The sequence below is a fragment of the Pseudomonas sp. MPB03 genome (genome assembly GCF_046605385.1).
GTDB lineage: Bacteria > Pseudomonadota > Gammaproteobacteria > Pseudomonadales > Pseudomonadaceae > Aquipseudomonas > Aquipseudomonas zanjanensis.
Genome location: NZ_CP176770.1, coordinates 1,825,422 through 1,850,531 on the forward strand (window position 1 = coordinate 1,825,422; position 25,110 = coordinate 1,850,531).

The window sequence follows — 25,110 nt, forward strand, 5'->3', positions numbered from 1 at the left end:
CAGTCAGCTAAGCGATATAAAGCCGGGTAATACCCTGTGGCGAGGGAGCTTGCTCCCGCTGGGCTGCGTAGCAGCACCAAAATAGGGCCGCTTCGCGACCCAGCGGGAGCAAGCTCCCTCGCCACGGTTTGTGTGTTTCCTCGTGGCATCCACTTTCTGATCGGTGTTACCCGTGAGAGCCCTTTGAACTAGGCCGGCTCTGCATCCAAGCGTCGGGCGATGACATCAAGCACGTCACAACCATCCCTCAAGGAGATGCAGCACAGTTGTGCAAAGTCCTGAAGCACTACTGAGTCACTCGGAATATTCCCTCGCATCGCGAGGTTCTCTAGAAGCTGGGTAACCGCGCGAATTCTATAGCCCGCCGTATCGAGCAGGATGTGCAACGGTGCGGAGGTATCGACGAAAAGGGGTTGATCGTCGGCATTACTAGTAAGAGCCATGTATCTGTTCATTTCAAACTCCGTTTGATTGAAGGCCTTCTTACCATTTGTAGTCGAGTCGCCAAACCCAAGCCGCTCTTACGAACGACGCTTGGACTATAGGGCCTTTTTGTAGAGATCATCAATCAGACGATGCGTAGGAAGCTTCCCTGAATTATGTGAGCGGAAAATGTCAGAAAATTCCCCGGCGATACTGCGTCCAACCGTATCTTTTTATCCAGCTCAACTCCCTTCCGCATCCTGAATAACCACAACCCTTCACACCAAAACCTTTGTGACAATCAGACTAATGGGCTATAGCTCAAGACATGGCTGCCGATAGGCAGGTATTCCCCCGTGTAAGGAGTGACACCATGCTGCGGTTCTTCGCCGACTTGGGCTTTCGCTGGAAAATCACTCTCCCGATAGCGTTCCTGGCTGTGTTGCTGGTCCTGATGGGGGGCGCGGGGATGCGCGGCATCAGTCAGGTGACCGAATCCAGCACGCAATTGACCAAACGTTATCTGCCGGCCATTAGTTTGTTGCTCAATGCCGACCGTGATCTTTATCAGGCGTTCGTGGCTGAGCGCAGCCTGCTGGACGGTCATGCCGACGAGCATTTGAAAGCGCTGAGCGCCAGCCATGGCGAAAATGCGAAGCAGGCTTACGACCGTGTGCAGAAATATGCCGCGATGCAGCCCGGTGCCGAGGCGCAGGCGTTGGTCAGTCAGTTCAACGACAGCTTCGGTAAATGGATGCAGGTTTCGCGGCGGGTCCTCGAACTGTCGGTAGGCGATCCGCAGGGCGCCAGTGCGCTGAGTTTTGGTGACAGTGAGCGCCTGTTTGAAACCATGCGTGATTCCATCGACAAGCTGGGTGAGCTGGAAGATGCGGCGTCCCATCGCGAAGGCGACGCTGCGATTGAAAACGGCGAGGCAGTCGGCGTGCAACAGGGCGTGATTCTGCTCATTGGCCTGCTCGGTTGCATCCTGGTGCTTGTGGTTCTGCCACTGGTGGTGTTGAGCCCTATGCGTCGCTTGTTGCACCGCATCGAGCAGATCGCCGAGGGCGGTGGCGATTTGAAAGGGCGTCTCGAGATACGTTCGGCCGATGAGCTGGGACAACTCGGCAGTGCCTTCAACCGTTTTCTCGACAAGTTGCAACCGTTGATCGCCGAGGTTGGGCGGGTGACCGGAGAGGTTGATTCCGCAGCGCGGGCCATGGCCGACATGGCCTCGACGAATGACCGGTTGATCAGCAGCGAGCACGCGGCACTCGATCAGGTCAGTACCGCCGCCACCCAGATGAGCGCTGCGGTGCATGAAGTGGCGCATAACGCGGCGAGCGCCTCGGGCGCCGCGCAGGAGGCGAGCAGCCAGTCTCGTGACGGCGCTCAGGTGGTCAGCAGTACCATCGAGTCGATCCGCCAGTTGGCCCAGGAAGTGGAGACCGCTTCGGGCACGATCGAGGCATTGGCCCAGGAAACGTCCAGTATCGGCGCCGTGCTCGAAGTGATCCGTGGCATCGCCGAACAAACCAACCTGTTGGCGCTGAACGCTGCCATCGAAGCGGCGCGGGCCGGTGAGCAGGGCCGTGGTTTTGCCGTGGTGGCCGATGAGGTGAGGGCGCTTGCGGCCCGCACCCAGGACTCGACCAAAGACATTCAGGTTCGTATCGAGCGCTTGCAAAGCGGTGTCGCCAAGGCTGTGCAAGCCATGCATGTGGGCAGCAGCAAGGCCCGGGACAGTGTCGAACGTGCAGCGGGTGTCGACCAGGTGCTTAGCGGTACCGGCGGTTCGATCCAGCGGATCAACGACATGGCCGCGCAGATTGCCAGTGCTTGCGAGGAGCAGAGCAGCGTCACCGAGGAGATTGCCCGCAACATCTCCGATATCCGCGACTTGTCCAACGAAGCGGCTGCCAATTCCGCCCAGAGCATGCATGCCAGCCGACAGCTTTCCTCTCTGTCGCAAAACCTGGCTGGGCTGGTCGGCCGCTTCCGCACCTGAGGCAGGCGCGCTGTGACCATCGGCGATAGCCTGCGAGCGTTGCATCAGGACGGTTTCGTCCTGATGCCAGCCGTACTGGATGCCGCGCAGATTGCCGACCTGCGCCATGCCATCGACCAGTTGAAGCCTCAGCACTGGGACTACAGCGGCGTCATCGATCATTACAAATGCGTGTTCAATCGCAACCCGTTCTGGCTGCCGTTCCTGGAGGTGGCCGGCGTGATCGAATTGGCCGAGGCGGCCCTGGGCGATGACTGTCATGTTATCGGCCAGACGGCCTGGCGCTGCCATCCGGGTTTCAAAGGGGCGCCGTTGCACCTGGATTACCTGGCGATGAAATTGCCGCCCACGCTGTTGGCCGACCCGGCCTTCGAGCTGCCAATGCAGGTGTTCACCGCGCAGTTTTACCTGGATGACATCGACGCCGACTTGAGCCCGACCCAGGTGATTCCTGGCAGCCACAAGGCTGGTCGAGCGCCGGTAGCGGGTGAAGCGCAATGGCAGGGGCGCTCCGCGCAGCCCGTGTTGTGCCGGGCGGGCGATGTCTTGATATTGCGCAGCGAACTGTGGCACGCCGGCAGCGACAACCGCACCGCCGACCGCACCCGCTACATGCTCCAAGTGCATTATGGCCGGCGGATGGTCGCACAGAAGTTTTCACCCTATCTGCACTGGCAGTTCAATCCTGAGGTGCTGGCCGCGGCGACACCTCGCCAGCGGCGGTTACTGGGTGATCACCAGGAAGCTGAATACGATTGAGGCTGGCTCAGTCAGATCCATACATCATTGACCGCCGTTCGCTCATTGGTTTCTTCGCCGGTATTGATGACGCCGCGAGGCTCGATCAGCAGCAGTTTCACTTCCTGCGCGGCGCTGGGCTTGTGCTCCACACCTTTTTTGACCACGTACATCTCGCCTGGGCCCAGGGTCACCGCGCCATCGCGAAAGTCGATACGCAGCTCGCCTTCCAGCACGATGAAGGTTTCATCGGTGTCGGCGTGGGTGTGCCAGACGAAGTCACCTTCGAGCCGGGCGAGCTTGAATTGGTAGTCGTTCATTTCGGCCACGACTTTTGGCGTCCACTGTTCCTGGAACAGGGTGTATTTCTGGGCGAAGTTGATGGGGCAATAGCGGGTCATCGAGGCATGCTCCTGGGTGGGTGGTGCGTCCTACTTTATTGTTCGAGCCAACGTGCGTATTGGATGATCGTGCAGCTTTTTGCCGCGCGCAGTCGATGCCTTAGCGCAGCATGTTCAGCCAGCGTGCCGGTGAGATACCAAAGGCCTGGGTATGCAGCCGGGTCATGTGGCTCTGATCGAAAAAAACACAGGCCAGGGCCACTTCGCTCAATGGCGTGCCGTGGAATGCCAGGCGCCGGGCTTCATTCAAGCGCCGCTGGGTGATGTAGCGATAGGGGCTGGTGCCGTACAGCGCCCGGAAATCCCGGGACAGGCTCCATCGATCCCTGCCGCTTGCCTGCACCAGGTCGTCCAGGGTGATCACTTGGTCGAGGGTATCGTGAATGAACAGGCGGGCACGTTCTGCTGCCGGGTAGTCGATCAATCGCCGTCCACGCCGATTGCCCGCCGCAAGGTCGAGCGCCTGGGCCACGTCGTAGATGGCGTCCTCTTCCTCCAGCGAGTCGAGGGTGTGATCCAGGCTGTTCAACAATCGGCGGGTCGCGATGTTGAGGCGAGGGTCGTTGGACAATCCACCTTCGATGAAAGGCAATGGCTTGCCTCCCAGTACATGCTGGATCATCGACGGTTCTATGTAGAACATCCGGTAGCGAAAGCCCTCGCGCGTCCCGGCTTCGCCATCGTGTACCTCGTCCGGGTGCAGGACGATGGTGCCGCCGGGCTGGCTGTGGCGTTTGCTGTGGCGATAGTTGAAGCTCTGCACACCCGAAAGCGTGATGCCGATGGCGTAGGTGTCATGGCGATGGGTGCTGTAGCCATGGCCACTGAAATAAGCCTCGATGCGTTCCATTTTCCTCGATTCGGGTGCTCGCACCAGCCAGTCGCGGTTGTGGATGGATCGAGTCATTGCGCCGGGCCTCCTGCTTTTGTCCGCATACCCTACCTGCCTGGAAACTTTCGTCACAGAAAAAAACGGCTCAGGTTGCAACGCCCGTTCACTTGAGAGGATTGAACCTGTGGCGAGGGAGCTTGCTCCCGCTCGGTTGCGCAGCGACCGCAAAATCATAGGGCCGCTTCGCAGCCCAGCGGGAGCAAGCTCCCTCGCCACAGTTCAGATTTCTTTTACCGGCGTCTCACCCTGGACATTCTTGATCAACCCGATCACATGAAGACAGTCACTCTTGTTCACATAGGATTCGCCACTGGCGATCGTTTCGTGGTTGCCGGCCCTCAAGCGCCAGCGCCATTGGCCTTTTCCGGTGCTCGGGGTGCCTCGGGTCTGTCGATAGATTTCAAAGTACATCGGTTCGCTCCCTGCGATTGATTCACTCAAGACATGCGTTGGACATGTGGCTGCAAGCCTAGCCAAGTGGGTGGTTTTGGCTACGGGAAAATCGTTTCCATTGGTTATCGAATATTGCCGGATCGGGCATTCGACCATTTCCATGAAGAAAGTCATGTTGCGAACATAGGGTCGGCTGGAAGTTCGGGCTGGATCCTTGCGTTGCCCTGCCTGGTCCTGCTTAATACGTTTCGATGCCTAGGGCCGGAAGCCCGAAGGGACTGAAAACACTATAAGAAAAAGAGCCATCAAGTGACTGAATATCCAGGAGTGGATCTACAAGGTCGTCTAACGCTTTCGCTTGTCATCCCGGTCTACAACGAAGCCCAGTCCATCGATTTGTTCATGGCCCGGATCGACCAGGTCTTTGCCGATGAATCACTGGTGAGCCTGGAGCTGGTGTTCGTCAACGACGGCAGCGCGGACGATACGTTGGTGCTGCTGCTGGACAGGCAGAAGGCCGACCCGCGCATCCGGATCGTCGACCTGAGTCGCAATTTCGGCAAGGAGGCGGCCTTGAGTGCCGGCCTGCAAGCCGCCCGTGGCCAGGCGGTGGTGCCGATCGATGTCGATCTGCAGGATCCTCCCGAAGTCATCCTGGAAATGATCGCCCATTGGCGCAACGGCGCCGAAGTGGTGCTGGGCCATCGGATCAATCGCGACTCCGATTCCTGGGCCAAACAGGTATCCGCCAACGGCTTCTACCGACTGCACAACAAGATCGCCGACCACAAGCTGCCGGAAAATGTCGGCGATTTTCGCTTGATGGATCGCTGCGTGGTCGATGCCTTGCTAACCCTGCCGGAATCGCGTCGCTTCATGAAAGGGTTGTTTGCCTGGGTGGGGTTCCGGACTACCTACGTGGACTACGTCAGGCCTGAGCGCAGCGCCGGAGAAAGCAAGTTCAATGGCTGGCGCTTGTGGAATTTTGCCCTCGAAGGCATCACCAGCTTCAGCACCGAACCGCTGCGTATCTGGACGTACCTGGGGCTTTGCGTCTCGCTGGTGTCCTTTGCGTTCGCCATTTTCATCGTGTTGCGGACCTTGATTTCCGGGGTCGACCTGCCGGGTTATGCCTCGCTGATGGTCGCGGTCACCTTCTTGGGCGGGTTGCAACTGATCGGCATCGGCGTGTTGGGTGAATACCTGGGCCGCACCTATATCGAATCCAAGCGTCGACCGGTTTTCCTGGTGCGGCGCATCTATGACGCCAAGGACTGACCATGGACCTCAAGGAAACCGACATCCTCGGTCCCGATATCGAGCAGCACTGGTACTACCGGTCGAAAGCGCGGGCCATGCTCCACATGCTCAAGGGCACCTCGGCCAGTACGCTGCTGGACGTGGGCGCAGGGTCGGGCTTTTTTTCCCATCACTTGTTGACCCATACCGCAACCGCCCAGGCCTGGTGCGTGGACATCAGCTACCCGGCCGACTCCGACGCCAGTACCGCCGGTAAACCGGTCCGCTACCGACGCGCCATCGACACGCTGGACGCCGACCTGGTGTTGCTGATGGATGTGCTGGAACACGTGGACGATGACGTGGGCCTGCTCAAGGCCTATGTCGACAAGGTGCCGTCCGGCAGCCGCTTCCTGATCACCGTGCCTGCGTTCCAGTTCCTCTGGAGCGGGCATGACGATTTTCTCGAGCACAAGCGCCGCTATACCCTCAAGCAGTTGGAGAGCGTCGTGGCGCAGGCGGGTTTGCAGGTGCAGCAAGGTGCGTACTACTTCGGCCTGGTATTTCCCATTGCCGCCGGCCTGCGCCTGTTGCAGCGCAAAGCCTCCGGGGCACCGGCCAAGTCGCAGCTTGCCCGGCATCATCCGCTGGTCAATGGCGTGTTGAGGACACTGTGCAGCCTGGAGCGTCCATTCATGGGGGCCAATCGCATTGCCGGCCTGACGGTGTTCTGCCTGGCGCAGAAGCCGTGACCTGGACGCACTCGCCCTTGCTGCGACGTGCCTTGCGTTTTGCCATGACCGGCCTGCTCGTCACTGGCATCCACGTGGTGGCGGCCGTGTTGTTTGTGCACCTGGTCCTGGCCAACCCGCCATTGGCCAATGGTTTCGCCTTTGTCGTGGCGACCGTGGTGTCGTACCTGATCAACACCCTCTGGAGTTTTTCCAGCCGCTTGCATGGCCGGACCCTCGGCCGTTTCGTGGTGGTCTCGATCGGCGGATTCGGACTGGCGATGCTCGTGGCCTGGGCGGCCCAGCGCGTCGGCCTGGATTACCTGGCGGGCATCGCGGCCGTGGCGCTGATCATCCCGGTGTACACCTTCATCCTGCATAATTTCTGGACGTATCGATGACCCTTCGTAGTCAGCGTTTCCCGGTTTCCTTGTTGCCCATATTGTTGGGCGCGCTGGCGTTCCTGTTGGTGATCGGTCCTCGGGTGCTGGATCCGACCAACATCGCCTGGCTGGGGGAGGGCGATGCGGCGACCCATTACATGGGCTGGGCGTTTTTCCGCAGTTCACCCTGGACCTTTCCGTTGGGCATGAACCCTTCCTATGGTCTGGAGTTGGGCAACGGCATCATTTTTTCCGACTCCAATCCGTTGCTGGCGTTCTTGTTCAAACCCTTTCACGCCTGGCTTCCCGAGACGTTCCAGTACTTCGGCCTGTGGTTGCTGGCCTGTTTCGTCCTGCAAGCCTGGTTCGCCTGGAAACTCGTCGGACTGCTGACGCCGTCGCTGTGGATCAGGCTGTTGGGTACTGGGCTATTTGTGTTTTCGCCGCCGATGTTTCTGCGCATGGGCGGGCACCTGTCGCTGTCCGGGCATTTTCTGATCCTCGCGGCCTTGTACCTGGCGCTGCGGCCCGGCTTGCAGAAGCGGCGGCTGGCCTGGGGCGTGCTGTTGGCCGCCACCGCGCTGGTGCATGCGTACCTGTTGGCGATGGTGGCGTTGATCTGGCTGGCCGACCTTGCCAGCCAGGCCACGAAGGGGCGGTTGTCCCGGCGTGATGCCTTGATTGAACTGGGCGGCTTGTTTGTGCTGGTGGCGTTCTGTTGTTGGCAGGCGGGTTATTTCAGCGTGGGTGGCGGGACCGTGGCGGGCGGTTTTGGGTTGTATCGCCTGAATGTGATGTCGCTGGTCAACCCTAGCGGCTGGTCCTATACCTTGCGCGATATGCCCCAGGGCCCCGGGGACTACGAAGGTTTCAATTACCTGGGATTGGGCGTCCTCATGCTGGCGATCTGCGCCGGCGTGGCTTTACTGCAAGGCAACACAGGTTTGGCGAATGCCGTGCGCCACAGGCGCCTGTTGCTGTGGGCATTGATCGGGCTGACGTTGTTTTCGCTGACCAACCATCTCGGCATCGGCATGCAGAACGTGCATTACTGGCTGCCCAAACCCCTTGAGCTTGTGGCGAACGTCTTTCGCGCGTCCGGTCGGATGTTCTGGCCGGTGTTCTACGCCATCATCTTTGCGGTGATTTTCCTGGTGATCCGCGGCAACAAACCCCGGGCGGCGGCGTGTCTGCTGGCTATGGCCCTGGTGGTGCAGGTCCTGGATACCCGCGCGGGATGGGCCGGCCTGCGCCAGAGCCGGATGACGCCGGCGGCCTCGAGTTGGCCTACGCCCCTGAATGATCCGTTCTGGGCCAGTGCCGCCGGTCATTATTCGAAAGTCCGCACGTTATTGCCGCAGAACCAGCCGGACAACTGGCTGCTGACCAGCCAATACGCCCTGACGCACGGCCTGGAAACCGATGGCGTGTACTTGGGACGCATGAGTGACCGGGCGATCGAGCGAGCCCAGCGACACGCCGAGCAGATGCTTGCCAGCGGCCAGTACGCCGCGGATTCGCTGTACATCCTCGGCCCTGTCGCCGCGCTCCAGGCGGCGAAAACCGTCAATCGCCCGACCGACCTGTTGACCCGTATCGATGGCCTGGTGGTGCTGGCGCCGGGCTGGAAGACATGCGCCCAATGCCCACCGTTCGCCGATGAAACACTGGACATGCAGGTCAAGCTCGGTGAGCGCCAAGTGTTCAGCCGAGCCAACGCGATGTTGGCCGATGGCTGGGGGCGGGTCGAGGATTGGGGCACCTGGTCGGAAGGGCCTGAGGCTGAGGTTGTTTTACGCATACCGCCAGAAGCGCATGCTATCTCGATCGAAGCCGCGGCGTTCGTGCAGCCCTCCCACACGCGCCAGCGGGTGGAGGTGTCGATCAACGGTGTCGCGGCGCTGGCGACGCAGTTCAACCGACTGCAGGACAACACGCTGGAACTGCCTCTGACGCAGGCCATTCGAGAAACGATTGGCGCGGAGGGGCGGTTGCGCGTGCGGTTCCATTTACCTGATGCCATCAGTCCCAAGGCGCTGGGGTTGGGCAGCGATGAGCGAGTCATGGCGCTGGGACTGAAATCACTGACTGTGAAGTAGTTTTCCACTTCACAATGGCTTACTCACTGTGGCGAGGGAGCTTGCTCCCGCTGGGCTGCGAAGCGGCCCCAAATATTTTGCGGTTGCTGCGCAACCGAGCGGGAGCAAGCTCCCTCGCCACAAAAGCAAGGGCCTCTTCCGACTCTTTGGAGGGTGTGCCCAGGCGACTGGACGTTTAGCGCATAGACGCACCACCCCCAGCGTTCCTACACTGCACTCCATCAAGGGATCGAGGGGCAGTGGATGAACCGCAACGAATTGCGCAAGGCCGACATCAACCTGATGGTGGTGTTCGAAACGTTGATGCTTGAGCGCAACGTGACACGGGTGGCGGAAAAACTGTTCCTGGGCCAACCGACCATCAGCTCGGCCCTCAATCGGCTGCGCAAGATGTTCAACGATCCGCTGTTCATTCGCGTCGGCCACCGCATGGAACCGACGGCCCGGGCCGAGGAAATCATCCAGCACCTGTCGCCGGCGCTCGATTCGCTGTCGGTGGCGTTGAGCCTGACCCACGATTTCGATCCCGCCAACAGCGCCATGACATTCCGCATCGGCCTGTCGGACGACGTCGAGTTCGGCCTGTTGCCGCCCCTGTTGAGCAGCCTGCGGCAAGAGGCGCCGCAAATCGTGTTCGTGGTCCAGCATGTCGATTACTGGCGCATCCCCGATCTACTGGCATCGGGCGACATCACCGTGGGTATCAGCCAGACGCGCGGCCTGCCGGCCAACGCCAAGCGCAAGCTGTTGCGCCATATCCAACCCCGCGTGTTGCGCGCCGATGCGTCGGACACGCCGCTGACCCTGGACGAATACTGCTCGCGACCTCATGTGCTGGTGTCCCACACCGCCAACGTCGCCGGGTTCGCTGACGAATGGCTGGCGGAGATCGGGCGCAAGCGCCAGGTTGTGCTGTCGGTGCCGCAATACAGCGCATTGCCGGCGTTGCTGGCCGGTACTGACCTGATCGCCAGCCTGCCGGACTATACCGCCGCCGCCATGGCGGCCTCGGGGCAACTGTTCAACGAACCCTTTCCCTTCAAGACCCCGACCCTGGACTTGTCCATGGTCTGGTTGAGCCATGTCGACAGTGACCCGGCCGAGCGCTGGTTGCGCTCGCGGTTGGAGGCCTTCATGGGCGAGCGCGGGCCCTTGGCACAACCTTGACGCGGGCCTGCCGCGAAACAAAATCCTGCCCCAACGAATAAAGTCGAGGTAAGGTTGTGACCGCTGAAACCACCTCGTCATATTTTTCGAATCGGAGTCGAACACATGCCTCACCTGCACATGGAGTACACCGCCAACCTGCCCGAGCTGAAGGCCGAAGTCGCATTGCTGCGCCTGAACAATGCACTGGTGGCCTCCGGTCAATTTTCCGCCGAGCACGACATCAAGAGCCGGGCCGTGAAACTGGAGACGTTCCGGGTGGGTACAGGGATGGGCGAACGGGGTTTCGTGCATGTGAAGCTGGCCCTGCTCAGTGGCCGTTCGCCGGAAATCAAGAAGCAATTGGCCGAAAGCCTGCTGGCGGTGATCCAGGACCTGGGGCCATGGCCGGCCGAAGTCAGCGTGCAATTGTGCGTGGAGATCCTCGACATCGACCGCGAGCCCTATGCCAAGGCCCTGATCGGTCAATGACGCGCAGGCGTTGCGTGGGCGCAGGCCTTGATGATCTGTTCGCGTAGCCAGGCGTTGGCACTGTCCTGATCGGCGGCTTGGCTCCACTGCATGTCCAAGGTCAACCCCGGCAAGCCCTTGGGCGCTTCGTGGTGATTGAAGATCGCCTCATTGGCCAGCAGTTTCTGGATGCGGCGGGGCAGGGTCAGGATGAAGTCAGTGCCGGTGATCATCTTCAGCGCGGCACTGTAGCTGTTGGCGCGCGCGGCGATTTGCCGGTGATGGGCCTGCCGCGACAGCCAGCCGTCCACCCTGTTGCTCGCTGACGCCCAAGGCGTCGCAAACACGTGTCGGCGCTGTACGAAAGATTGAACGCTCAGTTGCGGCTCAAGTGGCGTCGCCCGTTTGTCCACGACGCAGACCCAATCTTCCTCCAGCAACTGCCGGGATCTGAAATCGGCATGGTCGCCGTGAACGTTCGGGCCGAAGCAGATCACCAAGTCCAGGCTGCCGTCGCGTAATTCCTCGGCGGGAATGTCGGCTTCAAGCTTGTGCACGTTCACCACCACCGGCAAATTGGCGTAATCGAAGCCTTGCAGCAGTTGCGGCAGGATCAGGTGTTCGAAATATTCTGGTGCGCAGATGTTGAAGGTGACGGCTTGCCGAGTTGGATCAAAGGTCGGCGGACCGGCATGGCAAAGGTTGATGCTTTGTAAAATGGCGCGCACATGGTTGTACATGCCCTCGGCCTTGCAGGTGGGGCGCATGCCGGTGCGGGTGTTGATAAACAGTTCGTCCTCGAAACAGGTTCGCAGTTTCTTGAGGCAATAACTGACGGTTGACTGGCTGACGCACAAGGCCTCTGACACACCGGTGACACTGCTTTGCTCGTACACGGCGCTAAACACCATGAGGTCCTGCATGTCGAGCTTTCTGAGGGCGTTACTGTTCAGCATCCGTTCTGTCTCTCACTCTGCTTCCTTGCGCGGATCTTGCGCAAACCAGGCTGACGATCGTAACGGAACGATAGTGCCAAGAGAATGCCAGGCAGGCCTTTTCATGGTCGGGAACGGGACAGATTGTGTAGGGAACACGACGTGTCGATCAACGACCGACTCGTTTGCTTAAGTTTAGTTAGCGATGATCCAAGCTTCATCAAATCCATGTTTAACCGCCCAAGGTGCCGTGGGACGCTTGCCCGATGTGTTTCCTGTGATGCGCTCATGGACGCTTGGCCCCTGGCAGTGCAATACCCTCCATCCGCCGCAGTCGATCCGGTCGGCAGGAGCACGCCTGCCATGGCCCCCTCCCTTAGTGCGCTGCCCTCCGAGCTGGCTTTTTGGGCGCTCTGGCATTGTCGCCATGCGCGTCCTCCGGACACTCGTTTTTCCTGTTGAACCTCCACGGTGCTCGCTCAATGGCGAGCACAAACTGACGGTGCGTTGTCGCCCGTCCGACACGGAAATACGAGTTTTCTCATGAGCCTTGCCAAGATGTCTTTCGCACCCGTGCAACACGCCCAGGCGTTCCTTGCGCAAAACCCCGATATCGAGTTGTTCGAGTTGTTCATTCTCGATAACAACGGCGTGCCCCGGGGCAAGTTGTTGCATCGGGACGAGTTGCTGGCGGTCTATGAAAGTGGTCGGCCGCTGCCCAGTACGATTCTCGGGCTGACCCTCAATGGCGACGATGTGGAAAATTCCGGGCTGGTGTGGGACGTCGGCGACATCGATTGCCGCGCCTATCCCCTCAGCGGCAGTTTGCAGCGTATGCCGTGGCGGTTGATTCCCACGGCCGCGGTGCAGGTCAGTATGCATCCCCAGGAAGGCATGCCAGCGACCATCGCCGATCCGCGTTATCTGCTCAGTCAGGTGATCGAAGCCCTGCAGGCCGACGGTTTTTATCCGGTGATGGCGGCGGAGCTGGAGTTTTATCTGCTGGACACACAGCGCGACAGCCAAGGCCGGCCGCAACCGGCGCGGGACGCTGACGGTGGTCGGCCGCGCGCCACCCAGGTCTATGGTTTGCGTGAACTGGAGCAGTTAGAGCCGTTCCTCGCCGACCTGTACGCCGCATGCAAGCTACAAGGCATTCCGGCCCGCACCGCGATTTCCGAATACGCCCCGGGACAAGTGGAAATCACCCTTGAACACCGCAGCGATGCCTTGCAAGCCATGGATGAAGCGGTGCGCTACAAACGACTGGTCAAGGGCGTGGCCCACAAGCACGGCATGCAGGCGTGTTTCATGGCCAAGCCGTTCGAGCACTTGGCGGGCTCCGGCCTGCACATGCATGTCAGCCTGGCCGACCGCGATGGCCACAATCTGTTTGCCAGTGAGGCCGGCGACGGGACGCCACTGTTGCGCCATGCCGTGGGCGGGATGCTCGATACCTTACTCGATTCGTTGTTGATGTTTTGCCCGAACGCCAACTCCTACCGGCGCTTCCAAAGCAACAGCTACGCACCGCTGGCCGCCACCTGGGGCGTGGACAACCGCACCGTGAGCCTGAGGGTACCGGGCGGCCCGGCGTTCTCGCGGCACATCGAGCATCGTATTTGCGGCGCCGATGCCAACCCTTACCTGGCGGCTGCGGCGATATTGGCCGGCATCCATCACGGCTTGCGTGAACAATGCGATCCCGGGAAACCTGTGGAAGGCAACGGCTACGCCCAGGCGACCGAGCTGCTGCCCACTGACTGGCTCACTACCCTGCGTGCCCTTGAAGCTTCGACTTGGGCGCGGGGAGCGTTTGGCGAGGCGTTCCTGGGTGTTTATCTGGCGGTCAAGCGCGCCGAATACCGGCAGTTCATGGGGGAAGTCGGGGAGCAGGATTGGCGCTGGTATCTGAATCAGGCTTAGCAGCAGATTAAATAATTATTTAACAGCAACTTTTTCACGAAAAATTGATGGTGGGCTACCTAAAGTTTGTGTTGCCGTAGAAAACATTTTTTTCATCTGTTTTCTGCGGCACTTCTTTTTCAAAGAGCAACTTCAGGAAGCCGTCAACCCTCATGCTGACTATTAAAGCCGTGCGCCCCGAGTGGGTGACGCTGGCCGCCAGTGCCTTTTTGTTAGTGGGCTTCAACCTCGTGCTCTGGCAACACTTGCTGGCGATCACGACGGCGGACGCTCGGGGCCTGCTGATGTGCGTGGCGTTTGGCCTGATGATTTTCTGTGCGTTCAACCTGGTGTTGACGCTCGTGGCCTTCCGTCCGCTGCTCAAGCCGGTGCTGATGCTGTTATTCCTGATCAGCGCCGGCGTGGCGTATTTCATGGCCCAATACGGCGTCTTGATCGATGCCGGCATGTTGCGCAACTTCGCTGAAACCAATGCCACGGAAGTCCGTGACCTGTTGTCGTTGAAGTTGTTTGTCTATATCGGCTTATTGGGGGGCTTGCCGTGCTGGTTGTTGTTCAAGACCCCGATCAACTACCGTCGTTGGCCAAAGGAGTTATTAAGTAAGTTACTGGTCGGCGTGGCCTCGGCCGCGGTGATCGGCGTCGTTGCCCTGGTCAACTACCAAGGTTTGTCGTCACTGTTTCGCAACCACCACGAGTTGCGCTTGATGGTCGTACCGAGCAATTACATCGGTGCCTCGCTTGGGTACTTGCGTGAACAGGTCGCGTCGGCCAAGCAGCCGTTCATCACCTTGGGCGAGGACGCGAGCCGCAACCCGGCCTGGCAAACCCATGGCCGCAAATCCCTGACCGTCCTGGTGGTGGGCGAGAGTGCCCGGGCCGAGAACTTCGGCATCCTCGGTTATCACCGCGACACTACGCCGACATTGGACAAGGAGGCCGGCCTGATCGCCTTCACCGACGTGCATTCCTGCGGCACCGAGACCGCCGTGTCGGTGCCCTGCATGTTCTCCAACATGGGACGCAAGAACTACGACGCCAGCAAGGCCAAGAATGAGGAGGGCTTGCTGGATGTGCTCAAGCGCGCCGGGCTGGAGGTGATCTGGCGGGACAATCAATCTGGCTGCAAGGGCACCTGCGACCGGGTCACGCTGCAGGATGTCAGCAACCTCAAGGACCCGGCGCTGTGCGCCAACAGTGAGTGCCGCGATGAGATACTGCTCCAGGGGCTGCAGCATTTCATCGACACCCTCGACAAGGACACGGTACTGGTGCTGCACCAGATGGGCAGCCACGGGCCGGAATACTTCAAGCGCTACCCCAAGGAATACGAGCATTTCACGCCGGTGTGCGAAAGCAATGCGCTGAACAATTGCAGCCGCGAGAGCATCGTCAATGGCTATGACAACACGCTGGTGTACACCGATCATGTGCTGTCGACCCTGATCGATCTGCTGCGGGCCAACCAGGACAAGGTCGACACGGCCATGCTGTACCTGTCGGACCATGGCGAGTCCCTGGGCGAGTACAACCTGTTTCTCCATGGCACGCCCTACATGCTCGCCCCGGAACAACAGAAACACGTGGCTATGCTGGCCTGGTTCTCCGACAGCTACCAGAAGTCCTTTTCGGTCGACACCCATTGCCTGCAACTGAGTCGTGAAAAGCCCTTGAGCCAGGACAACCTGTTTCATTCGATGCTCGGGTTGCTGGAAGTCAACAGCCAGGTCTATAACCGCGACCTGGACCTGTTCGCCAATTGTCGCGGCGCGGTGATTGATGGTGTCCTGGCACGGGAGTGAACGCCTGGACCTTTTTTTCACGCGGGGTTGGTTAACCTGTCAGCCAGCCTTTTCCAAGAGCCGTTTGTATGTCCGGGTTACCCCCATCCACCATTGAGCTTGAGTTCGCCAGGCAGCATGACCAGGAGCATGCGCAGGTTTGCTGCCGACCGGCACCTCGCCGCTTGCGCCTGGCGTTCTGGCGCGACGAACAAATGGTGCGCAATGCCCTGAAAGTGGCGGGCGAGCCGGGGTTGGTGCTGGACGTGGCCTGTGGGGCAGGGCGGTTCTGGCCGGTGCTGGCCGAGCATGCCAACCGGGTGATCCTGGCGGCGGACCCGTCGCCGGACATGCTCGAACACGCGCTCACCCACCATGGCGACACGTTGCTCCAGCGGGTCAAGACCTTCCCGAGTTCGGCATTCACCCTTGGGCTGTCGGCCAACGCAGTGGACTGTATTTTCTGTTTGCAACTGTTTCGCCATCTCCGCGCCAGCGAGCATCGCCTGGTGCTGTTGCGCGAGTTTCATCGGGTCAGTCGCGATACGGTGATCGTTTCGGTGAAAATCGAAGGGCGTCTCAAGATGGGCCAGGTGCCGCAACGCAGCCTGGCCGACAAGGCCGATGTCGAAGCCGAGTTTCGCCAGGCGGGTTTCAGCGTGCTTTGGTATCAGGATTTCCTACCCGGTTTTGCGCTGACGCGTGTTTATGTATTGCGTAAGACCGGTTAATTCTTGATGTAGGACTATTCTTGCTTTTTCGCAGGCGATTTCTCTCAGACAGATGCTCTACGGATGCTCGCAATCACCAGCGGCGATATATACTGCGCGCCATTCTTCAAGGGAGAGCCGTGTGGCCATCGATATTCACTGGATTCGCGACAACGATAGCCTCGGTCAGTTTTGCGCCGAGTGGCAGCAGTTGCCATTCGTCGCCCTCGACACCGAATTCATGCGGGTCGACACCTTTTATCCCATTGCTGGCTTACTGCAGATTGGCGATGGCAAGCGTGCCTATCTGATCGACCCCTTGACCATCGACAACTGGCAGCCCTTGGCCGTTCTGCTGGAAAACCCGGCGGTGCTCAAGGTGTTGCACGCTTGCAGCGAAGACCTTGAAGTGCTGCTGCGCCTGACCGGTAGCCTGCCCGCGCCGCTGTTCGATACCCAATTGGCTGCCGCCTACCTGAACCTGGGTTTCTCCATGGGCTATTCGCGGCTGGTGCAGGAAGTGCTGGGCATCGAGCTGCCCAAGGGCGAGACCCGTTCCGATTGGTTGCAACGGCCCCTGTCCGAGACGCAAATCAGCTATGCGGCAGAGGATGCGGTGCATCTGGCGGAAGTTTTCGTAGACCTGCGCCCGAAGCTTTCCGACGAAAAATACCGCTGGGTCTTGGAGGATGGCGCCGAACTGGTGGCCAACCTGCGTCGCGAAGTCGACCCGTACGAGGTCTACCGCGAGGCCAAGCTGGCCTGGAAACTGTCCCGCGCCCAATTGGCCGTGCTGCGCGAGCTGTGCGCCTGGCGCGAACGTGAAGCACGGGCCCGCGACCTGCCGCGCAACCGCATCATCCGTGAACATTCGCTGTGGCCCCTGGCCCGCACCCAGCCGGATAACCTCGGCGCGCTGGCGAAAATCGAAGACATGCACCCGCGTACCGTGCGCCAGGACGGCCAGTTTCTGTTGGATCTGATCCAGCGCGCCGCCAGCATCCCGCCTGAGCAATGGCCGCCGGCCGTGGCCGAACCGTTGCCCATCGAGGCCGCTGCCCTGGTCAAGCGCCTGCGGGCGTTGGGGCAGGTTGAAGCCGAGCGCCTGGGCATTGCCCCGGAGCTGATGCTGCGCAAGAAAACCCTCGAGGCGCTGATCAAGAGCGGCTTTCCCGAGGGCCCCTACCAATTGCCCGATTCGCTGCGTGGCTGGCGCCGCGAATTGATGGGCCAGGCGCTGCTCGACAGCCTGGCCACTGCCGGAGAACAGCCTTGAAACGTATCTGCTCCATCTACCGCAGCTCGAAGAAAAACGAGATGTACCTGTATGTGCTCAAGAGCGATGCCTTGGAGCGTGTGCCCGAGCCATTGATGGCCGCCTTCGGCAAGGCGATCCACGCCTTTGACCTGGTGCTGAGCCCCGAGCGTGAGCTGTCCCGGGAAGACATCAACAAAGTGCTGGAAAACCTCGACACCCAGGGCTATCACTTGCAGATGCCACCGGCCGAAGACGAATACATCGAGCATTTGCCCGAAGAGTTGTTGCGCCGTAACGACCCGGTCTGATGGTATTGGAGGCGCCTGTCCTGGGCGCTTCTTGAAAAACGGAATGATTTATTGACGACGATCGCAAGGATAGAGCGACACTCTGTCGGCGCTCGTCTGCACTGTTTTTGAAAGGTTTGATTCATGCGCGTTCTGATTGCCGAACACGATCACGCGGTGTATGCCCAGCTTCTGCGTCAGGCTGCACCCGATATTGAAGTGCTGACCAGCGGCGATTCCGCCGAGCTGTCGCGACTGGCCACCGATTGCCCGGTCTGGCTCGGCCAGCCTGATCTGCTGGCCACCCTGTTGCGTCAAGGCCACCAACCCCGTTGGCTGCAATCGACCTGGGCGGGCATAACGCCGCTGCTGGCCGATGGCTTGAGCCGCGATTACCGCCTGACCCGTGCCGTGGGCATTTTTGGCCAGGTGATGGCTGAGTATGTGCTGACCTACATGCTCGGCCATGAGCGCGAGGTACTGGCCCGGTTGGTCAGCCAGGTCGAGCGCAAGTGGGACAACCGCCAGGGCCAAGGCTTGGCTGGACGCAAGGTATTGATTGTCGGGACGGGGGACATCGGCCAGCGTGTGGCGCAGTTCCTGGTGCCGTTCGGCGTGCAGCTGTACGGCATCGCCAGCGAAGCCAGGGAAATGGCGCCGTTCATCGAGGTCGGGGCACTGAAGGATCTGCCGCGTCTGGTGGGCGAGGTGGATTACGTGATCAATCTGCTGCCCAACACGCCAGAGACCCATGACATCTACGATGCGGCGCTGTTCAAGCAATTCAAGCCGACCGGGTTGTTCATCAACGTTGGCCGCGGCGTGGCGGTTGTGGACGCGGACCTGGTGCAAGCCCTGAAGGAAGGGCACCTGGCCGGTGCGGTGATCGACGTCTGCCGCCAGGAGCCGCTGCCGCAGCGCCATCCGTTCTGGACCGCCTGGGGCCTGCTGCTGACCGGCCACAGTTCGGCACCGACCTCGCCACCAATGATGGCGCAGTTGTTCCTGGAAAATCTGCGGGCCTATCAGGCGGGCGAAGCACTGCGTGGTGAAGTGGATTTCAGCCGGGGTTACTGAAGCCATCCTCGATCAAACTGTGGGAGCGGGCTTGCTCGCGAAGGCGGCGTTTCAGCCGACATAATCGTGAACTGACACGCCGCTTTCGCGAGCAAGCCCGCTCCCACAGTGGGTTTTCAGTGGCCACAAGAAGTGTGTCCGCCACAGATCAGAATGTGGGAGCGAGCTTGCTCGCGATAGCGGAGTGCCAGTCGCCATCAAAGTGGCTGAGCTGACGCCATCGCGAGCAAGCTCGCTCCCACAGGGGGGACTCCGGCGGCTACAAAAGGGGTTACAGGGTGAAATCACCTTCTGCCACCAGTTCGCTCAGCGGCCGGCGTGGGCTTGGGACTTCGCGGGCCTGGAGGTATTCGGCCAGGGTCGATTTGTCCCCCAGCTTGCCAATCGCCACGGCGGCGTGCAGGGCGTAGCCTTGCGGGATCTTCAGTTCCTTGCGGGTCAGTTCCTGGTCGAAACCGGCCATGCCATGGGTGTGCCAGCCGCTGAGGCTGGCTTGCAGCGCCAGGTGGCCCCAGGCCGCACCGGTGTCGAAGGTGTGGCTCTGCGCCGGGGTTTCCTCGGTGGCGCCGGGCACCGCGAAGGTGGTTTTCGAGACGATGATCACCAAGGCCGAGGCGTGTTGGGCCCAGCCGCGGTTGAACTCGTTGAGCAAGCCCAGGAAACGCTCCCAGTTCGGCGTGTCGCGCCGCGCATACAGGAAACGCCAAGGTTGGGAGTTGTAGGCCGAAGGGGCCCAGCGTGCGGCTTCGAAGAAGCTCAGCAAGGTTTCTTCGGCAATGCTTTCGCCGGTAAAGGCGCGGGGCGACCAGCGTTCGATGAACTGAGGGTGAATCGCGTAATCGGCAATGCGGGAGTTGGCGCTCATGGGCTTACCTGGCTCGAGTGTGGAAAGACAATCAAGCAACCTACGTCCCGCCGTCCGGCCTGACAAGCCCCTGTATACCGACAGTCGCCAATGCTTGGCCTCAAGAAGCCCCGGCACTAGACTGTCGGCCTTTTCACCACCTGATGTTGATGCTCGAACCATGGCCGCCAAAGTCGAACCGTTCTGGATACGCAAAACCCTCGATCAGCTCGATCCCCAGGAATGGGAATCGCTGTGCGACGGCTGTGGCCTGTGCTGCCTGCAAAAGCTCGAAGACGAAGATGACAACAGCGTCTACTACACCCGCATCGCCTGCAAACTGCTGGACCTGAAAACCTGCCAGTGCACCGACTACCCCAACCGTCGTGAGTACGTGCCCGATTGCATCCAGCTCACGCCGGGCAAGGCCGATGAGTTCAAATGGCTGCCGCCGACCTGCGGTTATCGGCTGGTCAGCGAGGGCAAGGACTTGCCCTTGTGGCACCACCTGGTCTGCGGCGATCGCGATGCCGTGCACCATGAACGCATTTCCCAGTCTGGACGTATGCTGGCCGAAGGCAGCGTGCCGGAAGACGACTGGGAAGATCATCTGATTTTTCGCGCCGGCTGAACCACCGGGCGGCGCGCCACCTGGGAGAACCCATGGCTGCAGGATTGAAACGGATACTGGCGGCCGGGTTGCTGGCAGTGTGCGGGCCGCTGTGGGCGGCGCAGAAAGTCGACCTGGATTATCACGTGCACCTGTTGCCCCAGGGCGACCAGGCCGAAGTGCGCCTGACCCTGGCCCGGGGTTCAGCGGTGCGCAGCCTGGATTTCGACCTCGGCGACGGCAGTCGCTACAGCGATTTCAAGGCCGACGGCCAATGGCAGCTCACCCCTGGCAAAGAAGCCCGTGGTGTCTGGCGTCCGGCCGCGGACAAGGCGAGCCTGAGCTATCGCGTGCGCATCAGCCATGCCCGCAAGAACGCCACCTTCGAAACCCGCATGACCCCGACCTGGGCGTTGCTGCGCGGCGATGATCTGGTGCCGTTGGCCAAGCTCGATCAGCAGGACGGCATCGAACTGGTGGCACGTCTTGAGTTTGAATTGCCTGACGGCTGGAAAAGCATCGAGACCCCTTGGCCGCGCATCGGCAAGCAGCGCTTCCGCATCGACAACCCCTCGCGCCTGTTCGACCGTCCCACGGGCTGGATGCTCGCCGGCAAACTGGGCAGCCGCCGTACCCGCCTGGGTGAAACCGAAGTGACCGTGGCCTCGCCCCGGGGCCAGGGCATGCGCCGGATGGACGTGCTGACGCTGCTGACGTTCGTTTGGCCGCAGGTGCAAGCGCTGGTGCCGCGCCATCCGGCCAAGTTGCTGATTGTCGGCGCCGGCGATCCGCTGTGGCGTGGCGCCCAGGCCGGCCATGACTCGATTTACCTGCACAGCCGCCCGCCGTTGGTCAGCGAGCGGGGCAGCAGCCCGTTGTTGCGGGAGTTGGTGCAGGCACTGGCCCGGGTCAATGATCAGGACCGTAGCGATTGGATCAGCGAGGGGCTGACCGAGTATTACGCGGTCGAACTGCTGCGCCGCGCCGGCGGCTTGAGTGATGAGCGCTACCAAACCTTGAACGACCGGCTCGCCCATGACAGCAAGGGCGTCACCACGTTGCGCGGCGAGCAGATCAGCCCGGCGGCCGTGGCCAAGGCGGTATTGCTGTTGCAGGAGCTGGACCGCGAGATTCGCCTGAAGACCCGTAACAAGCGTTCGCTGGATGATGTGTTGCAGGGGGCGATGCGCCTGGAAACCGTCGACACCGAGGAGTTTGTCCAGCTCAGTGAAAGTGTTTTGGGTGGGGCTTCCACTGTGCTGGATACCCAGTTACTTCAGTAATACCGCCTTCGCGAGCAGGCTCGCTCCCACACTGGATCTTCAGTGGACAGATTATTTGTGCATGACTCGATCAATGTGGGAGCGAGCCTGCTCGCGATGAGGCCATCAGCGGCACTGCAAAAATCAGAGCCCAACCTTCGGCGAATTCAACGAATCATTCCCCGTCACCGTAGCCGTGCCAGTCGCCGCCTCGGCGTTGGCCTTCAGGCGACTCAGCTCTTCACCGGCCTGCTCGATGCGGGCGCGGGCGTTGTCCAGGTTCTGGCGATTCTTTTCCAGCAGGCTCTTGGCCGAGCAATGCCCGGTGATGCCCCGCGCCAACGCCATGCCGCCGATCGCCAGTTGAGCCAGCCCGATCACCCCGCCACGGCGTAGACCCTTGCCCATCATCAGCACACCGCCGGCCAACGAGCCAATGCGCTCCCAGCCGTGCACGTTTTGCGGCGGATGGGATTGGAAAGGGGTGCGCTCAATCGGCTCGAACGGATTGTTATCGCTCATGATCTGTCTCCAGTGTGGGGATTGGTATAAAGCTGACTGCCTGAGCGATTGCCTTGTTCAATCGAATATCGCACCGATCAGCGGAATTGCGGTCCCGAACGGGTGTTGTTGCCTTTGGCCATGCGGTCGTACAACACGACGTTGACGGTAGCGGCCAGGTTCATGCAACCGGTGGTGGGGATGTACACCACGTCCTCGCACCAATCGCGAATCTCCTTGTCCAGCGAGCCGTCTTCCGGGCCGAAGATGTACAGCGCCCGGTCCGGGTGGGTGTATTCGGGCAGCGAGCGGGCACCTTCCACCAGCTCGACGGCCACTGGCACACAGCCCAGGGGCAGGATTTTCTTCAGGTCGTCGATACCGATCAGCGGGATGTCGTAGTGGACTTTCTTGGTGTCGGTGACGAAGTCGGCGGCGCGCTCATAGCGCTTGCCGGTGTAGAACACCGACGCCACGCCGTAGCAACCGGCGGCACGCATGACCGAACCGACGTTTTCCGGTGACTTGGGGTTGAACAGACCGATGCAGCTATAGCGTTTGTTGGCCACGGGCGGGGTGCCTTTGGGGAAAAGGCGCGATTATACGGGGAATGGGGGAGGGTGGTCAGGTTCGAGATGTGTGGTGTTTGTTTGATTGCCATCGCGAGCAAGCTCGCTCCCACAGGGTTTTGTGAACGCCGAAAATCCACTGTGGGAGCGAGCTTGCTCGCGATGACGGCCTTGCAGCCTGTAAAAATTCTTGGGTGATGACGATTACTCGTCTTTCTTCATCAACCCAGCCAACGCGGCGAACGGGTTGTGGGTCGCCTTGGCAATCTTCGGGGTGCTCAGGGAGCCGTCGCCGAAGTATTGCTGGTCGGTGTAGCGCGAGTGCTCGTTGTCGTGGCAGTACAGGCACAGCAGTTCCCAGTTGGAACCGTCCTGCGGGTTGTTGTCATGGTTGTGGTCGCGGTGGTGAACGGTCAGTTCGCTCAGGCGCTTGCCGGAAAACTCACGGGCACAGCGGCCACAGACATGGGGATACATTTTCAGGGCTTTGTCGCGGTAACCCATCTCCCGGTCGCGCTGGGCATCGGCGAGGATGCGGTCCAGCTTGGCGGTGTTGGACGGTGGCGTTGACGAACTCATGGGTTCACCTTTGTAGAAAAGACTGATGACGGTTGGACAGAGTTTAGCTCAGCCCTTGAGCTTCTCGGCAATCCAGATGGTGTGGCGGGTGCCTTTGTTGCCATGGGCGAACACTTGCACCTCTTCGGCCTTGAAACCGGCCTTCTTCAGCTTGTCGGAAAACTGCCGGTCAGCGCTGGCCGACCATACCGCCAGCACGCCCTTGGGCCGCAGGGCCTTGGCGCAAGCGGCCAGGCCACCGGCCGAATACAGCCAACTGTTGGCTTTCTGGGTCAGGCCTTCCGGGCCGTTGTCGACATCGAGCATGATCGCGTCGAACCCCTGGGGTTCGGCTTGCAGCACCTTGGCCACGTCTTCCAGGCGGATCACCGTGCGCGGGTCCGCCAGCGGCCGCCCGGCCTTTTCACCCAGGGGGCCACGGTTCCACTCGACCACGCCGGGCACCAGCTCGGCCACCACCACTTCGGCGGTCTTGCCCAGGTGCTTGAGGGCCGAGGCAAGAGTGAAGCCCATGCCGAGGCCGCCGATCAGCACGCGCGAGCCGGGACGACCGGCGACCTTGCGGCAAGGAATCTCGGCCAGGGCGTCTTCGGAACCGTGCATGCGGGTGTTCATCAGTTGCCCGCCGTCGCCACCCTGGATCTTGATGACGAAGTCTTCGCCGTACTCGAACAGGCACAGGGCACCGCCGTTGTCAGGGATGGGCGTGGTGTCGAGCAGAACGAAACGTTTCATGGAGATCTCGTAGGAGGGCAGACCGGCGCGGTAACGACTAGCCTTAAAGCAGACAATAGCCACGGAGCCATTGATGAAGTGCATCATTCTAACGGCCATTGCCCTGGCGGCGCTCTCAATAAGTTGCGCCCAGGCTCAACAACCGACGATTCCGGTCAACCCGCCGAGTATCCCCGGATCGCCGGGCACTGCCACGCCCATGCCCTATCCGCCGGTCACGCCTAACGGCGTGCCCAAGGCCGGCCCGGGAAGTGGTGGGCCACCCTTGCTGCCGCCGATTGAAATGCCCAAGCCGCCCAAGGACCAGCCGATACCGGGCATGGAGCCGAAGCCGGTGAAGGCCAAGTCGCCGGGGGGGTAGAACGCCCACACGACGCAATAACCTGTGGGAGCGAGCTTGCTCGCGATGGCGGTGTATCAGTCAACATTGATACTGGCTGAACTGACGCTATCGCGAGCAAGCTCGCTCCCACAGGGGGCTCCGGCTAGGTTTAATGGTGCGGTCAGACCTGCTGCGACAACAACTGCCCATCGGCCATGCGCAGGCGCTTGGACAGGGAAACGGCAAGGGCGCGGATGATCTTGGCGGCGATCTTGGGGGCGTCGTTGAGCATTTTTTCCAAGGAGTCCTTGCCCAGGTTCAGCAACTGGCAATCACTGGCGGCGATGCAACTGGCCGAGCGCCGTTCGCCGTCGAGCACGGCCATTTCGCCGAAGGCCCGGCCGCTGCGCAGCGTGGCGATGGTCACGGGTTGGCCGTCGGGGCCGGTTTTCTGCACGGCCACCTGGCCGGTGTGGATGATGCACATGAAGCTGCCGGCATCGCCTTCGCGGAAAATCGCTTCGCCCTCGGCGATGGCGCTGATGCTGAAATAGCCCGACGCCGCGGCGAAGTCTACGGGTAGCAACTGGTCGAACAGGCCGCAGTCCATCAGCCAGTCGCGGATTTCTTTGTTCAGTAAGGTCGGTTCTGACATGTTGGCACGGTCTTTTTCTTGTCGTTTTCTGCGGTTTTTTGGATTGTTTTGAGTGTAGGCGAACCCCTGTGGGAGCGAGCTTGCTCGCGATAGCGGCGTATCAGTCGACAACCATGTGGCTGAACTGGCGCCATC

General features: G+C 60.8%; 28 protein-coding genes and 1 pseudogene. 18 read left to right on the plus strand and 11 right to left on the minus strand.

Features of this window, described 5'->3' with window-relative positions; translation table 11 throughout:
• Window positions 1-188: 188 nt before the first annotated feature.
• Entirely contained in the window at window positions 189-455 is a 267-nt protein-coding gene (locus tag ACLH0I_RS08110; RefSeq protein WP_250962754.1) for a short-chain dehydrogenase, read from the minus strand.
• 341 nt (window positions 456-796) lie between these two features.
• Here ACLH0I_RS08110 and ACLH0I_RS08115 point away from each other — a divergent pair.
• The 3 genes and pseudogenes from ACLH0I_RS08115 to ACLH0I_RS08125 all read left to right on the plus strand — a co-directional run.
• Window positions 797-1,573, plus strand: a pseudogene (locus ACLH0I_RS08115) (MCP four helix bundle domain-containing protein); the annotation flags it as partial.
• A gap of 78 nt (window positions 1,574-1,651) precedes the next feature.
• Window positions 1,652-2,431, plus strand: a complete 780-nt coding sequence (locus ACLH0I_RS08120; protein WP_411387473.1) for a methyl-accepting chemotaxis protein — start codon at window positions 1,652-1,654, stop codon at window positions 2,429-2,431.
• Between the two features lie 12 nt (window positions 2,432-2,443).
• A complete protein-coding gene (locus ACLH0I_RS08125) occupies window positions 2,444-3,190 on the plus strand; it encodes a phytanoyl-CoA dioxygenase family protein (RefSeq protein WP_250962756.1) in 747 nt (248 codons plus the stop codon).
• An 11-nt stretch (window positions 3,191-3,201) separates the two neighbouring features.
• Here ACLH0I_RS08125 and ACLH0I_RS08130 read toward each other — a convergent pair whose 3' ends face one another.
• From ACLH0I_RS08130 to ACLH0I_RS08140, 3 genes are all read right to left on the minus strand, one after another.
• Window positions 3,202-3,570 carry a cupin domain-containing protein gene (locus ACLH0I_RS08130; RefSeq protein WP_186704558.1) on the minus strand — a complete coding sequence of 123 codons (369 nt, stop codon included), beginning with the start codon at window positions 3,568-3,570 and terminating at the stop codon, window positions 3,202-3,204.
• Window positions 3,571-3,670: 100 nt separating this feature from the next.
• The gene (locus ACLH0I_RS08135) at window positions 3,671-4,477 is read right to left on the minus strand and encodes an AraC family transcriptional regulator (protein WP_411386743.1); all 807 of its coding nucleotides are present in this window, start codon (window positions 4,475-4,477) and stop codon (window positions 3,671-3,673) included.
• Window positions 4,478-4,681: 204 nt separating this feature from the next.
• A complete protein-coding gene (locus ACLH0I_RS08140) occupies window positions 4,682-4,873 on the minus strand; it encodes a YegP family protein (protein WP_014337049.1) in 192 nt (63 codons plus the stop codon).
• A 291-nt stretch (window positions 4,874-5,164) separates the two neighbouring features.
• On the opposite strand from ACLH0I_RS08140, the gene ACLH0I_RS08145 reads away from it, so the two are divergent.
• The 6 genes from ACLH0I_RS08145 to ACLH0I_RS08170 all read left to right on the plus strand — a co-directional run bounded on the left by ACLH0I_RS08145 (window position 5,165) and on the right by ACLH0I_RS08170 (window position 10,945).
• Entirely contained in the window at window positions 5,165-6,133 is a 969-nt protein-coding gene (locus ACLH0I_RS08145; protein ID WP_411386744.1) for a glycosyltransferase family 2 protein, read from the plus strand.
• Between the two features lie 2 nt (window positions 6,134-6,135).
• Window positions 6,136-6,846, plus strand: a complete 711-nt coding sequence (locus ACLH0I_RS08150; protein ID WP_250962760.1) for a class I SAM-dependent methyltransferase — start codon at window positions 6,136-6,138, stop codon at window positions 6,844-6,846.
• A 44-nt stretch (window positions 6,847-6,890) separates the two neighbouring features.
• Window positions 6,891-7,226, plus strand: a complete 336-nt coding sequence (locus tag ACLH0I_RS08155; protein ID WP_411387474.1) for a GtrA family protein — start codon at window positions 6,891-6,893, stop codon at window positions 7,224-7,226.
• Window positions 7,223-9,307, plus strand: a complete 2,085-nt coding sequence (locus tag ACLH0I_RS08160) for a DUF6311 domain-containing protein (RefSeq protein WP_411386745.1) — start codon at window positions 7,223-7,225, stop codon at window positions 9,305-9,307. Before ACLH0I_RS08155 ends, ACLH0I_RS08160 begins: the two co-directional genes overlap by 4 nt.
• Before the next feature lie 243 nt (window positions 9,308-9,550).
• Window positions 9,551-10,474, plus strand: coding sequence for a LysR family transcriptional regulator (locus ACLH0I_RS08165; protein WP_186704563.1), 924 nt, complete (start codon window positions 9,551-9,553; stop codon window positions 10,472-10,474).
• A gap of 105 nt (window positions 10,475-10,579) precedes the next feature.
• Window positions 10,580-10,945 (plus strand): 5-carboxymethyl-2-hydroxymuconate Delta-isomerase, encoded by a 366-nt coding sequence (locus ACLH0I_RS08170; protein WP_207965379.1) that lies wholly within the window; start codon window positions 10,580-10,582, stop codon window positions 10,943-10,945.
• Here ACLH0I_RS08170 and ACLH0I_RS08175 read toward each other — a convergent pair.
• A complete protein-coding gene (locus ACLH0I_RS08175) occupies window positions 10,939-11,880 on the minus strand; it encodes a LysR substrate-binding domain-containing protein (RefSeq protein WP_411386746.1) in 942 nt (313 codons plus the stop codon). The two genes, ACLH0I_RS08170 and ACLH0I_RS08175, sit on opposite strands and share 7 nt — an antisense overlap.
• Before the next feature lie 537 nt (window positions 11,881-12,417).
• On the opposite strand from ACLH0I_RS08175, the gene ACLH0I_RS08180 reads away from it, so the two are divergent.
• The 6 genes from ACLH0I_RS08180 (at window position 12,418) to ACLH0I_RS08205 (ending at window position 18,898) form a co-directional block, all read left to right on the plus strand.
• A complete protein-coding gene (locus tag ACLH0I_RS08180) occupies window positions 12,418-13,785 on the plus strand; it encodes a glutamine synthetase family protein (protein ID WP_411387475.1) in 1,368 nt (455 codons plus the stop codon).
• Between the two features lie 152 nt (window positions 13,786-13,937).
• On the plus strand, window positions 13,938-15,587 hold the full coding sequence (locus ACLH0I_RS08185) for a phosphoethanolamine transferase (RefSeq protein WP_250962766.1): 1,650 nt from the start codon (window positions 13,938-13,940) through the stop codon (window positions 15,585-15,587).
• A gap of 68 nt (window positions 15,588-15,655) precedes the next feature.
• A complete protein-coding gene (locus tag ACLH0I_RS08190) occupies window positions 15,656-16,297 on the plus strand; it encodes a class I SAM-dependent methyltransferase (RefSeq protein ID WP_411386747.1) in 642 nt (213 codons plus the stop codon).
• Between the two features lie 121 nt (window positions 16,298-16,418).
• Window positions 16,419-17,552 carry a ribonuclease D gene (rnd, locus tag ACLH0I_RS08195; protein ID WP_411386748.1) on the plus strand — a complete coding sequence of 378 codons (1,134 nt, stop codon included), beginning with the start codon at window positions 16,419-16,421 and terminating at the stop codon, window positions 17,550-17,552.
• On the plus strand, window positions 17,549-17,842 hold the full coding sequence (locus ACLH0I_RS08200) for a YcgL domain-containing protein (protein ID WP_186704569.1): 294 nt from the start codon (window positions 17,549-17,551) through the stop codon (window positions 17,840-17,842). The genes rnd and ACLH0I_RS08200 overlap by 4 nt, the downstream gene beginning before the upstream one ends.
• Before the next feature lie 123 nt (window positions 17,843-17,965).
• Entirely contained in the window at window positions 17,966-18,898 is a 933-nt protein-coding gene (locus ACLH0I_RS08205; protein ID WP_250962770.1) for a D-2-hydroxyacid dehydrogenase, read from the plus strand.
• Window positions 18,899-19,169: 271 nt separating this feature from the next.
• Here the strand turns inward: ACLH0I_RS08205 and ACLH0I_RS08210 are convergent, their stop codons facing one another.
• Window positions 19,170-19,763, minus strand: a complete 594-nt coding sequence (locus ACLH0I_RS08210; protein ID WP_186704571.1) for a nitroreductase family protein — start codon at window positions 19,761-19,763, stop codon at window positions 19,170-19,172.
• Window positions 19,764-19,923: 160 nt separating this feature from the next.
• On the opposite strand from ACLH0I_RS08210, the gene ACLH0I_RS08215 reads away from it, so the two are divergent.
• Window positions 19,924-20,373 (plus strand): YcgN family cysteine cluster protein, encoded by a 450-nt coding sequence (locus ACLH0I_RS08215; RefSeq protein WP_186704572.1) that lies wholly within the window; start codon window positions 19,924-19,926, stop codon window positions 20,371-20,373.
• Between the two features lie 32 nt (window positions 20,374-20,405).
• The gene (locus ACLH0I_RS08220) at window positions 20,406-21,635 is read left to right on the plus strand and encodes a hypothetical protein (protein WP_411386749.1); all 1,230 of its coding nucleotides are present in this window, start codon (window positions 20,406-20,408) and stop codon (window positions 21,633-21,635) included.
• 123 nt (window positions 21,636-21,758) lie between these two features.
• Here the strand turns inward: ACLH0I_RS08220 and ACLH0I_RS08225 are convergent, their stop codons facing one another.
• From ACLH0I_RS08225 to ACLH0I_RS08240, 4 genes are all read right to left on the minus strand, one after another.
• Window positions 21,759-22,136, minus strand: a complete 378-nt coding sequence (locus ACLH0I_RS08225) for a DUF2892 domain-containing protein (protein WP_186704574.1) — start codon at window positions 22,134-22,136, stop codon at window positions 21,759-21,761.
• 77 nt (window positions 22,137-22,213) lie between these two features.
• A complete protein-coding gene (locus tag ACLH0I_RS08230; protein WP_250962773.1) occupies window positions 22,214-22,684 on the minus strand; it encodes an RNA methyltransferase in 471 nt (156 codons plus the stop codon).
• Window positions 22,685-22,888: 204 nt separating this feature from the next.
• Window positions 22,889-23,263, minus strand: coding sequence for a YajD family HNH nuclease (locus ACLH0I_RS08235; protein ID WP_003184246.1), 375 nt, complete (start codon window positions 23,261-23,263; stop codon window positions 22,889-22,891).
• 48 nt (window positions 23,264-23,311) lie between these two features.
• Window positions 23,312-23,998 carry a spermidine synthase gene (locus ACLH0I_RS08240; RefSeq protein WP_072409852.1) on the minus strand — a complete coding sequence of 229 codons (687 nt, stop codon included), beginning with the start codon at window positions 23,996-23,998 and terminating at the stop codon, window positions 23,312-23,314.
• A 73-nt stretch (window positions 23,999-24,071) separates the two neighbouring features.
• Here ACLH0I_RS08240 and ACLH0I_RS08245 point away from each other — a divergent pair, with 73 nt between their 5' ends.
• Window positions 24,072-24,359: a hypothetical protein gene (locus ACLH0I_RS08245; protein WP_072341345.1), complete on the plus strand. Its 288-nt coding sequence runs from the start codon at window positions 24,072-24,074 to the stop codon at window positions 24,357-24,359.
• 142 nt (window positions 24,360-24,501) lie between these two features.
• Here ACLH0I_RS08245 and ACLH0I_RS08250 read toward each other — a convergent pair whose 3' ends face one another.
• Window positions 24,502-24,975 (minus strand): cyclic nucleotide-binding domain-containing protein, encoded by a 474-nt coding sequence (locus ACLH0I_RS08250; protein ID WP_014337065.1) that lies wholly within the window; start codon window positions 24,973-24,975, stop codon window positions 24,502-24,504.
• Window positions 24,976-25,110 lie beyond the last annotated feature (135 nt).

What these genes read in the sequence shown, in the direction of transcription:
- ACLH0I_RS08155 (WP_411387474.1), top strand. Translation starts at nt 6,891, where the DNA reads ATGACCGGCCTGCTCGTCACTGGCATCCACGTGGTGGCGGCCGTGTTG.
- ACLH0I_RS08225 (WP_186704574.1), bottom strand. Translation starts at nt 22,136, where the DNA reads ATGAGCGATAACAATCCGTTCGAGCCGATTGAGCGCACCCCTTTCCAA.
- ACLH0I_RS08160 (WP_411386745.1), top strand. Translation starts at nt 7,223, where the DNA reads ATGACCCTTCGTAGTCAGCGTTTCCCGGTTTCCTTGTTGCCCATATTG.
- ACLH0I_RS08190 (WP_411386747.1), top strand. Translation starts at nt 15,656, where the DNA reads ATGTCCGGGTTACCCCCATCCACCATTGAGCTTGAGTTCGCCAGGCAG.
- ACLH0I_RS08150 (WP_250962760.1), top strand. Translation starts at nt 6,136, where the DNA reads ATGGACCTCAAGGAAACCGACATCCTCGGTCCCGATATCGAGCAGCAC.
- ACLH0I_RS08205 (WP_250962770.1), top strand. Translation starts at nt 17,966, where the DNA reads ATGCGCGTTCTGATTGCCGAACACGATCACGCGGTGTATGCCCAGCTT.
- ACLH0I_RS08235 (WP_003184246.1), bottom strand. Translation starts at nt 23,263, where the DNA reads ATGAGTTCGTCAACGCCACCGTCCAACACCGCCAAGCTGGACCGCATC.
- ACLH0I_RS08245 (WP_072341345.1), top strand. Translation starts at nt 24,072, where the DNA reads ATGAAGTGCATCATTCTAACGGCCATTGCCCTGGCGGCGCTCTCAATA.
- ACLH0I_RS08210 (WP_186704571.1), bottom strand. Translation starts at nt 19,763, where the DNA reads ATGAGCGCCAACTCCCGCATTGCCGATTACGCGATTCACCCTCAGTTC.
- ACLH0I_RS08120 (WP_411387473.1), top strand. Translation starts at nt 1,652, where the DNA reads ATGGCCTCGACGAATGACCGGTTGATCAGCAGCGAGCACGCGGCACTC.
- ACLH0I_RS08135 (WP_411386743.1), bottom strand. Translation starts at nt 4,477, where the DNA reads ATGACTCGATCCATCCACAACCGCGACTGGCTGGTGCGAGCACCCGAA.
- ACLH0I_RS08165 (WP_186704563.1), top strand. Translation starts at nt 9,551, where the DNA reads ATGAACCGCAACGAATTGCGCAAGGCCGACATCAACCTGATGGTGGTG.
- ACLH0I_RS08185 (WP_250962766.1), top strand. Translation starts at nt 13,938, where the DNA reads ATGCTGACTATTAAAGCCGTGCGCCCCGAGTGGGTGACGCTGGCCGCC.
- ACLH0I_RS08140 (WP_014337049.1), bottom strand. Translation starts at nt 4,873, where the DNA reads ATGTACTTTGAAATCTATCGACAGACCCGAGGCACCCCGAGCACCGGA.
- ACLH0I_RS08175 (WP_411386746.1), bottom strand. Translation starts at nt 11,880, where the DNA reads ATGCTGAACAGTAACGCCCTCAGAAAGCTCGACATGCAGGACCTCATG.
- ACLH0I_RS08110 (WP_250962754.1), bottom strand. Translation starts at nt 455, where the DNA reads ATGAACAGATACATGGCTCTTACTAGTAATGCCGACGATCAACCCCTT.
- ACLH0I_RS08170 (WP_207965379.1), top strand. Translation starts at nt 10,580, where the DNA reads ATGCCTCACCTGCACATGGAGTACACCGCCAACCTGCCCGAGCTGAAG.
- ACLH0I_RS08180 (WP_411387475.1), top strand. Translation starts at nt 12,418, where the DNA reads ATGTCTTTCGCACCCGTGCAACACGCCCAGGCGTTCCTTGCGCAAAAC.
- ACLH0I_RS08220 (WP_411386749.1), top strand. Translation starts at nt 20,406, where the DNA reads ATGGCTGCAGGATTGAAACGGATACTGGCGGCCGGGTTGCTGGCAGTG.
- ACLH0I_RS08215 (WP_186704572.1), top strand. Translation starts at nt 19,924, where the DNA reads ATGGCCGCCAAAGTCGAACCGTTCTGGATACGCAAAACCCTCGATCAG.
- ACLH0I_RS08240 (WP_072409852.1), bottom strand. Translation starts at nt 23,998, where the DNA reads ATGAAACGTTTCGTTCTGCTCGACACCACGCCCATCCCTGACAACGGC.
- ACLH0I_RS08250 (WP_014337065.1), bottom strand. Translation starts at nt 24,975, where the DNA reads ATGTCAGAACCGACCTTACTGAACAAAGAAATCCGCGACTGGCTGATG.
- ACLH0I_RS08130 (WP_186704558.1), bottom strand. Translation starts at nt 3,570, where the DNA reads ATGACCCGCTATTGCCCCATCAACTTCGCCCAGAAATACACCCTGTTC.